Here is a 9,127-nt window from a genome sequence, read left to right as displayed (position 1 = left end):
GCCTCCGCGCCGAGCCGGTCCAGCTCGCCGCGGAGCCGGGCGAGGTGCGCGCGCCGCCGGTGCGCCGCGTCGGCGAACGGCTCCGCCGCGGCGGTGCGGGCGAGCGCGGCCCGGACCGGGCGCTCCTCGGCGTCCAGGTCGTGCTCCCATCGCCGGACCGACTCCTGGAGCGCGCCGATCCGGGCGGCGAGGCCGTCGCCGGCGTGGCGCGCGGCGCGGAGCTCCGCCTCGAGCGCCTGGAGCCGATCGAGCCGCTCCACGTCGAGCCGGATCGAGCCGAGCGGTCCGCCTCCAGCCGGCGCCGCCACGGGGGGGCCGGCCGGGGGTGCCTCCCGGGCGAGCCCCTCCAGCGAACGCCGCTCGTGAGCGCGCTCGTCGCGCAGGCGCTGCCCGGCCTCGTCGATGGCGTCCACCGCCTCGAGGAGCTGGTCCACCGGCGGCGGCGCAGGCGCGGGCCGCCCCTCGCGCGACGCGGCGAGCAGCCCCTCCATCCGCGCGGCCGCCGCCTCGATGAGCGGGACGCTGGCTGCGCGCGCGGAGCCCTTCACGCTGTGCACCGTGCGGAACAGCCGCTGGAGCAGCTCCGCCCGGTCCTCCGGCCCGGCGCGCTCGAACGCGAGCAGGTCGGTCGTCAGGGAGCGGACGTGCTCCTCCAGCTCCACGAGGAACGTGGCGCGGAGGCTCGCCTGGAGGCGGTCCGGATCCATCGAGGCCCCGGGCGGCTAGGCCGCCGCCCGCTCGGGCTCGGCGAGCAGGTGGGTGAGCTTCACCGCGAGCGTGGAGAGGTCCTGGACCGCCTGCTCGGTCTGGCGGATCGAGGAGACGGTCTGATCCGTGGTCTGCTTCACGTCGCGCATCGCCTGGTTGATCTGACCGAGCCCCTGCGCCTGCTGCGTCGCCGTCGCGGAGATGTGCGCCGTCGTCTCCGCCATCTCGGCGATCGTCGCGGCCAGCGCGCGGATGTTGTCGCCCGCGCCGCGCGCCGCGTCCGTCGCCGCGGCCATGCCCTTCGAGTACTGCTCGGTGGAGAGCACGGACTGGGTGGCCATCTTCTGGATCTCCCCCAGGATCCGCCGCACCTCCACGGTCGCCTTCTTCGTCTGCTCCGAGAGCGACTTCACCTCCGCGGCCACGACGGAGAAGCCCTTCCCCTGCTCACCGGCGCGGGACGCCTCGATGGCCGCGTTCAGCGCGAGCAGGTTCGTCTGGTCCGAGATGTCGTTCACGAGGTTGATGATGTCGCCCACCGCCTGGGTCTGCTCGGCGAGGCGGACGATGCTCTCGGCGACGGAGTCGGCCTGGTCCTTCGCCGCGGTCATCTGCGTCACCGCGCGCTCCACGGACCGGCGCCCGTCCTGGCCGATCTGGTCCGAGCGCTTCGCGGTCTCGGCGGCGGCCGCCGCGCGCTGCGCGGCCTGGGACGACATCTGGGCCAGCTCCTCGACGACCGCGACCGTCTCGGTCACGGCGCCGGCCTGCTCCTGCGCGCCGGTCGCCTGCTGGTTCGTGGAGGTCACGATCTGGTTCGTGCCCGTGGCGAGCCGGGTGGCGGTCTCGCGGACCGCCGCCAGGAGCGACTCGAGCTGGGAGCGCATCGCGCGCTCTCGCTCGAAGCCGGCGCGGATCTTGGTCGTCATCGCGTCGAACGAGCGGCCCAGGATTGCGACCTCGTCGTTCCCCGAGATCTCGACGCGCGCCTGGAGATCGCCGGCGGAGAGCCGGTCGGCGGCGGTCGCGAGGGTGCGCACCCGGTGCGAGGTCCGGCGCGTGAGCGCCAGCACGAGCGCGAGGACGATCGCGACGAGCCCCGCGAAGGCGAGCTGGAGGAACAGGAAGGAGCGCATCCGGCGGCTCGTCACGTCGCTCGCGATCCGCACGTTCTCGCGCATCTGCGGCAGGTACTCCTCGTGGCGGGCGCGGAGGTGCTCCAGATCGGCCCGAACGGCGGCGCGGTCCGGCGCCGCCTCGATGCGGGAGAGGACCGGCCGGATCTCGTTCCGCCACATCCCGTCGCGGTTGCGGATCGAGTGGACGAGCGACGGCTCGCGGATGGGGTCGATCCCGCGCTCCTCGCTCCCCTCGAGCAGCACGCGGTACCGCTCGTCGAGGTCCGACATGGCCTGGGAGAGCTGCGCCTGGATCCCTGGCCGCTGCTGCGGCGCCACGTCGAACTGATGCTCCGCGAGGTCGAGCACGCGGTAGCGGAGCACGCCGCCCTCGACGAGGTAGGCCGTCCAGTCCTCCTCGCCGCGGATGCCGGAGAGGATCCACACGTTCAGCGCGATGAGGAGCATCGTGGCGGTGAACAGGGCCAGCACCGAGCCGCCCAGGCGGAACCCGAGCGAGCGCGTCCAGCGGATCTCCTTCTGCATCACGTCTCCTCCGTCGGAGCGACCGCGCCGTCGAGGACGAGGCGCGGATCGCCGAGGATGGCGGCGCCGTCGAGCAGGACGCCGCCTTCCGGGATGAGCCCCCGCGCGTACTCGGGCCGTCGCCGCGCTGGGGACTCGGGCACCGGCGCGAGCCGGCTGGGGTCGATCGTCTGGAGCTCGAGCACTGTGTCCACGGCCAGGGCCAGCTCCTGTCGCTCGCCGCCGAGGACGAGGAGCCGGGTCGGGGGGCCTCGGGCGGGCGGGACGCCCAGGAGCTCGCGCACGTCGAGGACGTCCACGATCTCGCCGCGCAGGTTGGCGAGGCCCGCGAAGAACCCGGGCGCGCCGGGGAGGCGCGCCAGCGGCGGCGCCGGGACGGCCTCGCGGACGAGGGCGGCCTCGAGGGCGTATCGCTCGCCGCCCAGCGTGAACGCCACCACCGGGAGCGTCCCGCCGCGCTCCGCCGGCGCGACGGGCGCGGCGAGCGCCCGGGCGCGCTTCGCGAGGATCGCGGCGGCCTCCGCCCTGGACGGCCGGACGCCGCGGCGGATCTCCTCGCCGGCCCGCCCGAGCCGCGCCGACAGGGCGGCCCAGTCGATGGGCGCGTGTCGTCGGTGTTTACTCAACGTTCGGGTCTCCGCGGAGGAGCGAGAGCTGGGCCGATGCTATCTCGGAAAGCCGGCCGGCGCATTCACCATCGCCGAGGGGGAGGGGCGCGTCGGGCGGGACGGCGGCGCAGAGCCGGCGGACGTTGCGCCAGGCGCGGCGGGCGCCCTCGACGTCGCCCCGGCCGGCGAGGAGGCCCGCCAGGGCGGCGTGCGCGACCGCGAGCCCCGGCGCCAGGTAGAGCGTCCGGCGCACGGCCGCGAGGGCGTCCGCCGTCCGCCCGACCTCCGCGAGCATCGCGGCGCGGAGCAGGTGCAGCTCCGACGCGAGCGGGTGGCGGGCGATGGCGCGGCCGGCGAGGTCGTCGGCGCGCTCCAGGTCGCCGGAGTTCGCCGCGGCGCGCAGGGCGGTCGCGGCCCCCTCCGGCGTCTCGAGCAAATCGTCGGCGAGCTCGAGGACGGCGTCCCAGTCCCCGGCGCGCGCCGCCGCCGAGGCGAGCGAGAGCGGGTCCGGGGGGTCCGTGGGGGCGGATCGTTCGGAGGGGCTCGGGCCCGGGATCGGCGACGAAACCGGACCGGCGGCGGGCGGCGCGGGCGGCGGCCGCGGCGGCGGAGCGGGTGGTGGCCGAGGTGGAGCGAGGACCGGGGATCCAGGCGGCCCCGCCGCCGCCCCGGCGTCCGGCCGCTCGGGCGGCGTCCACCGGACGCCCGCCGCCTCGCCGCGGGCGGGCCTCCGGTACACCACGCCCGCGACGGTCGAGATCGACTGGAGCGGGGCGAACGCGCCGAGCGGGGGGTCGGCGAGGCCGGTGAACAGCCACCCGCCCTCGGCGAGGCACGCGTGGAGCCGACGCGCCACCGCCGCCACCACGTCGCGCTCGAAGTAGATGAACACGTTCCGGCAGAAGATCAGGTCCAGCCCGGAGGTCCCGCTCAGCACCGACGGGTACACGTCCTCGGCGAGGTTCAGGTACTCGATGCGGACGCGCGCTCGCAGGCGCGCCGGCACCACGAAGCGATCGTCGGCGTCGCGCTCGAGGGCGCTCTCCGCGCGGTCGCGGGCGGCGCCGCGCAGCGACCAGGGACCGTACGCGCCGGCGCGCGCGCGGGCGAGCGCCGGCCGGGAGATGTCCGTCCCGAGCACCTGCCAGCGGTCTCCGAGGCCCGCGCGGTCGAACAGGATCGCGAGCGTGTAGGGCTCCTCGCCCGACGCGCAGCCGGCGCTCCAGGCGCGGAGGACGTGGTTCGGCGGGCGGCGCGCGAGGAGCTCCGGGAGGACGCGCGCGCAGAGGAGATCGAGCTGGGGGGCGTCGCGGAAGAAGTAGGTCTCGCCCACCGTGAACGCGCCGACGAGATCGGCGAGCGGGAGGTGCCCCTCCGCGAGGTTGCGGGCGTACTCGCCCGGATCGGCGATCCGGGCGCGGGCCATCCCCCGGCGGATGGCCTGCTCGAGCTCCGGGTAGCGGTGCGGGGGGATCTTCAGCCCGGCGTGACGCGCGAGGGCGGCGGCCACCTCCGCGAAGCCGGCGTGGCTGAAGACTCCCGGCGGCGGCGAGTGCGTGCTCACCGAGGGTGCGCGCCGGGCGCCGCGCCCTCCCGGCCGCGGGGGGCGGCCCTCCGTCCGTCAGCGGTGCTCCTCGCCACGGCGTGAGTGTAGTCGATGCCCGCCCGGATCTCCGCGCTCGACGCGCGGCCGCGCCTCCTCCCGCGGCCGCCTCCCGGCGGCCCGCCCGCTCGCTCCCCCATCCGGCCCCGGAGACCCGCCCCCGCGTCGGGTAGGCTACCGGCATGGCGGCCGTCTTCTTCACGGGGTTCCCGGGCTTCCTCGGGGGCGCGCTGCTCCCGCGCGTCCTCGAGCGACGGCCCGAGGCGACGGCGGTCTGCCTCGTCCAGCCGCGCTTCGCGGCCCTGGCCCGCCGCCGCGCCGAGGCGCTCGCGGCGGCGCGCCCGGCCGTCGCCGGGCGGATCCGGCTCGTCGAGGGGGATCTCACCCGCCCCGGGCTCGGCCTCGCGCCGGGCGATCTCGCGGTGGCGGACGTCGTCGAGATCTTCCACCTCGCCGCCGTGTACGACCTCTCGGTCCCGCGCGAGCCGGCGATGAAGGTGAACGTGGAGGGCACGGTGCACGTGCTCGAGCTGGCCGCGGACTGCCCCCGGCTCGAGCGGCTCCACCACGTCTCGACCTGCTACGTGTCCGGCCGCCACCCGGGGCCGTTCGGGGAGGACGATCTCGAGAAGGGGCAGGCCTTCGCCAACTTCTACGAGGAGACCAAGTACCTCGCCGAGGTGGAGGTCCGGGCGCGCATGAGGGCGGGCCTCCCGGCGACCATCTACCGCCCCGCCATCACCGTCGGCGACTCCGCCACCGGCGAGACGCAGAAGCTCGACGGCCCGTACTTCGTCATCCAGTGGCTCCTCCGTCAGCGGGGCCCCGTCGCGATCCTGCCCACCGTCGGGGATCTCACCGCGGAGGTGAACGTGGTCCCGCGCGACTTCGTGATCTCCGCCATCGCCCACCTGGCCGGACTCGAGCAGTCGCGCGGGAAGACGTACCAGCTCGCCGACCCCGCGCCGCTCCAGGTGGCGCCCCTCCTCGAGGTCCTCTCGCGCGCGGTGGGCAAGCGGATCGTGCGGATCCCGCTCCGCCTCGGGGTCGCGCGGTGGGCGATCGAGAGGGTGCCCGGCGTCTACCCGCTGCTCCGCATCCCCTCGGGCGCCCTCGACTACTTCGTCCTGCGGACGCGCTACGACACCCGGAACGCCCTGGCGGATCTGGCCGGCTCCGGCATCGCCTGCCCGTCGTTCGCGTCGTACGCCGATCGGCTGGTCGCCTTCGCGCGGGCGCACCCCGAGGTGACCTCCGCGGCGATGACGTAGAGCCGGCGCCCTCGGGGTCGTCGGTCACACCCCACCAAGGAAGGTGCGGGGGCCTTGCCTCGCCTGGGCTCCTGGGCTTCTCTCTGCGCAGGAGGCGCGGAGCGGTGTCGAGCCCGGTTCCGGAGGAGACGCTCGAGCGGCTCCAGCAGGACGAGGCGGCGCTCGAGCGCGCGATCGGCGAGGCGCGGCGTGAGGCCGCCGCGATCGTGGAGGAGGCGCGCCGCGCGGCCGAGGCGATCGTGGCGAAGGCGCGCGTGGAGGCCGAGCGCGACGCCGAGCGGATCCGCGCCGGCGCCGGGGAGGCCGAGGATCGCGAGCGCGCGCGGGCGCAGGCCGCCCTCGACGCCGAGATCGCCGTGCTCGAGGGCCGCGCGAGGGCGAACCTCGGCCGGACGGTCGAGCGCGCGATCGCGGCGGCGCTGGGGGAGGGGCGATGATCCGCGCCATGGCCCGCGTCGAGATCCTCGGCCCGCGCGACCTGCTCGGGCCCACGCTGGAGCTCCTTCAGGCGCGGGGCGTGCTCGAGCTGCGCACCCCCGTCGCCGGGCGCGCCGCGCCGCCGCTCCACCCCGCCGCGGCGGCGGCGGACGCTGCCAGCCGCCGCGCAGGGCTCCTCGAGACGATCGCCCGCATCGACGCGCTCGCGACGCGGCTCGGGCCGCCTGGCCACGCCTCCGCCGGGCTGGCGCCCCCGCCGCCGACCACGGGGGAGCTGGCCGGGTGGCTCTCCGGCCTGGCGGAGTCGCTCGACCGTCTGGACGCGCGACGGGCCGCGCTCGCGGAGGAGCGGACCGCGACGGAGCTGTTCTCGGAGCTGGTGGTCGCCCTCGCTCCGCTGCGCCACGGGATCGCGCCGGCCGCCCAGCCCGAGCTGCACGGCCTCGTCCTCCGGACGGATCCGACCGCCCTGCGGCTCCTCGAGGCGGAGGTCGCGCGCCTCACCGACGGCACCGCCGAGCTCCAGTCCCGTCCCCTCGACGACGAGCGGACCGGCGTGCTCATCGCCGTACCGAGCGCTCACGCCGGGGCGGTCTCGGGGCTCCTGTACGAGCGCGGGGTCGAGGAGATCCACCTCCCGGCCGCCTACGCGGGCCGGCCGCTCGTGGACGTGCTCCTGCTCCTCGCGTCTCGCGCGCGGGCCCTCCCCGCGGAGCTCGCACGGCTCGACGCGGAGCGCGCCGCGCTCGCCGCCGGGTGGCTGCCCGCCCTGAGCCAGGCGCGCGCGGCCGCCGACGCCGCCCGCGGCCGGCTGGAGGCGGCGACGCGCTGCGGTGAGACCCGCTTCGCCTTCGTGGCCTCGGGCTACATGCCCGCGGACGAGGTCGCGGGGCTGCGCGAGGCGGCCCGCGAGGCGCTCGACGACCGCGTCGCCGTGTCCGCGCGCTCCCCCGCGCCGGCGGAGTGGCCCGACGTGCCGGTCGTCCTCCGGAACCGGCCCTGGATCCGGCCCTTCGAGCGGCTCCTCGGCCTCGTCCCGCTGCCGCGCTACGGCTCGCTCGATCCCACCCCGTGGCTCGCCGTGACCTTTCCGCTCTTCTTCGGCCTCGTGCTCGGCGATCTCGCGTTCGGCCTCGCGGGGGTCGTGGTCGCGCTCGCCGCGCGCCGCCGCGGGGTGGGCGGGCCGGTGGGGCGGGACGTGGCGTGGATCGCCCTGTGGTGCTCGGTGGCGGCGGCGATCTTCGGGATCCTCTTCGGCGAGGCGCTCGGCGAGCTCGGCGCGCGGCTCGGGCTGCGCCCGCTCCTGCTGCACCGGCGCGGGTCGATCCTCGCGCTCCTCGGGCTCGCCGTGGCGGTGGGCGGCGCCCATGTGGCGCTCGGGATGGCCCTCGGCGTCGCGAGCGCGGTGCGTGGCGGGCACGCGCGGGAGGCGGCGGCCCGCGCCGCGAAGCTCTGCGCGCTGGCGGCGGGCGGCGCCGCCGGGGTCGCTGCGGCCGGCCTGCTCCCGGGGGCCGTCGTGGAGCCGGCGCTCGGGGTGGGCGCCGCGGCGCTCCTCGCGGCCCTCCTCGCCGGCGGGCCCATCGCCGCCCTCGAGCTGGTCCTCGGGGTCGGGAACGTCCTCTCGTACGCGCGCCTCATGGCGCTCGGGCTCGCCTCGGCGATGCTGGCGGAGGTCGCGAACGGCATCGCCGGCGCGCTCCGGCCCGCGGCGGTCGGGCTCGTCGTCGCGGTGCTGCTGCACGCCGTGAACTTCACGCTCGGGCTGCTCAGCCCGGCCATCGCGGCGCTCCGGCTCCACTACGTCGAGTTCTTCGAGAAGTTCTACGACCCCGGGGGCGTGCCGTTCCGGCCGTTCGCGCGCTCGGGGTGACCACGGAGGGAGGAAGCCATGGAGAAGGTGCTCATCGCGCTCGCGGCCGCCGCCGCGGTGGGGGTGTCGGCGCTGGCCACCGCGTGGGTCCAGTCTCGCATCGGCTCGGCCGGCGCGGGCGCGCTCGCGGAGAAGCCGGAGGTCCGCGGGACGATCATCGTGATGCTCGCCATCCCCGAGACGCTGGTCATCCTCGGCTTCGTGGTCGCCGTGCTCATCCTGACCGGAGGCTAGCGTGGGATACGCCGAGCTCCTCCGCGTCATCGGCGAAGAGGCGGCCCGCGAGGCGGAGGCGATCCGCGCGGCCGGCGTCCGCGAAGCGGCGCGTATCCGCGCCGAGGCCGGGGCGGCCGCCGGGGCCGCCGCGGACGCGCTCCGGGCGCGGGCGCGGGCGCAGCTCGCCGAGCGTGTCCGCCTCGATCGCGAGGCCGGGGCGCGCGACCGCGAGCGGGCGCTCCTCGTGGTCCGGCGGCGAGCCCTCGACCTCCTCCGCGCGGAGGCGATCCGCGCGCTGGCCACGGCCGGCGGCCCCGCCCTCGACGCGCGCCTCCTCGCCGAGGTCCGCCCGGAGATCGGGCCCGGCCCCGTGGAGGTGGTGGTGGACGCCGGCGCGGAGGAGGCCTGCCGCGCCGCCCTCGAGCGGCTCGATCCCGCGCTGGCGGCCCGGACCCGCGTCCACGCCGCGCCGGCGCCGCGCGGCGGGATCGAGGTGATCGTGGGCCGGCTCGTGCTGGACGACACGCTGCCCGCGCGCCTCGACCGCGCCTGGCCCGACGTCGAGGCCGAGCTCGCGGCGATCCTCTTCGGGGACGGGGCATGGCCCGGCTCGACCGCGTGAACGCGCGCGTCGCGGCGCGCCGGCCGGGCCTGCTCGACGCAGCGGCGCTCCGCGATCTCCTCGCGCGGCCCGGGCTCGAGGCCCGGCTCGCCGCGCTGCGGACCGCGCCGGCCGGGGCGCGGCTCCC

General features: G+C 77.1%; 9 protein-coding genes. 5 read left to right on the top strand and 4 right to left on the bottom strand.

Features of this window, described 5'->3' with window-relative positions:
• The 4 genes from MNZ27_RS22140 to MNZ27_RS23795 form a co-directional block, all read right to left on the bottom strand.
• Positions 1-707, bottom strand: a 707-nt coding sequence (locus MNZ27_RS22140; protein ID WP_242396243.1) for an Hpt domain-containing protein, incomplete at its 3' end; no start/stop codon positions are given.
• A 15-nt stretch (positions 708-722) separates the two neighbouring features.
• Entirely contained in the window at positions 723-2,372 is a 1,650-nt protein-coding gene (locus MNZ27_RS22135) for a methyl-accepting chemotaxis protein (protein WP_242396242.1), read from the bottom strand.
• Positions 2,372-2,998 (bottom strand): chemotaxis protein CheW, encoded by a 627-nt coding sequence (locus MNZ27_RS22130; RefSeq protein WP_242396241.1) that lies wholly within the window; start codon positions 2,996-2,998, stop codon positions 2,372-2,374. Before MNZ27_RS22130 ends, MNZ27_RS22135 begins: the two co-directional genes overlap by 1 nt.
• Complete coding sequence (locus MNZ27_RS23795; RefSeq protein ID WP_308198016.1) at positions 2,991-4,544, bottom strand: protein-glutamate O-methyltransferase CheR; 1,554 nt, start codon at positions 4,542-4,544, stop codon at positions 2,991-2,993. Before MNZ27_RS23795 ends, MNZ27_RS22130 begins: the two co-directional genes overlap by 8 nt.
• Before the next feature lie 221 nt (positions 4,545-4,765).
• Here MNZ27_RS23795 and MNZ27_RS22120 point away from each other — a divergent pair, with 221 nt between their 5' ends.
• The 5 genes from MNZ27_RS22120 (at position 4,766) to MNZ27_RS22100 (ending at position 9,000) form a co-directional block, all read left to right on the top strand.
• On the top strand, positions 4,766-5,854 hold the full coding sequence (locus tag MNZ27_RS22120; RefSeq protein WP_242396240.1) for an SDR family oxidoreductase: 1,089 nt from the start codon (positions 4,766-4,768) through the stop codon (positions 5,852-5,854).
• A gap of 104 nt (positions 5,855-5,958) precedes the next feature.
• A complete protein-coding gene (locus MNZ27_RS22115; protein WP_242396239.1) occupies positions 5,959-6,291 on the top strand; it encodes a hypothetical protein in 333 nt (110 codons plus the stop codon).
• Positions 6,292-6,299: 8 nt separating this feature from the next.
• On the top strand, positions 6,300-8,162 hold the full coding sequence (locus tag MNZ27_RS22110) for a V-type ATP synthase subunit I (protein ID WP_242396238.1): 1,863 nt from the start codon (positions 6,300-6,302) through the stop codon (positions 8,160-8,162).
• Between the two features lie 18 nt (positions 8,163-8,180).
• Complete coding sequence (locus tag MNZ27_RS22105; protein WP_242396237.1) at positions 8,181-8,396, top strand: ATPase; 216 nt, start codon at positions 8,181-8,183, stop codon at positions 8,394-8,396.
• 1 nt (position 8,397) lies between these two features.
• The gene (locus MNZ27_RS22100; protein ID WP_242396236.1) at positions 8,398-9,000 is read left to right on the top strand and encodes a hypothetical protein; all 603 of its coding nucleotides are present in this window, start codon (positions 8,398-8,400) and stop codon (positions 8,998-9,000) included.
• Positions 9,001-9,127: the final 127 nt, after the last annotated feature.

The sequence above is a fragment of the Anaeromyxobacter oryzisoli genome (genome assembly GCF_022690765.1).
Lineage (GTDB): Bacteria > Myxococcota > Myxococcia > Myxococcales > Anaeromyxobacteraceae > Anaeromyxobacter > Anaeromyxobacter oryzisoli.
This window is presented reverse-complemented; position numbering and strand designations above follow the sequence as displayed.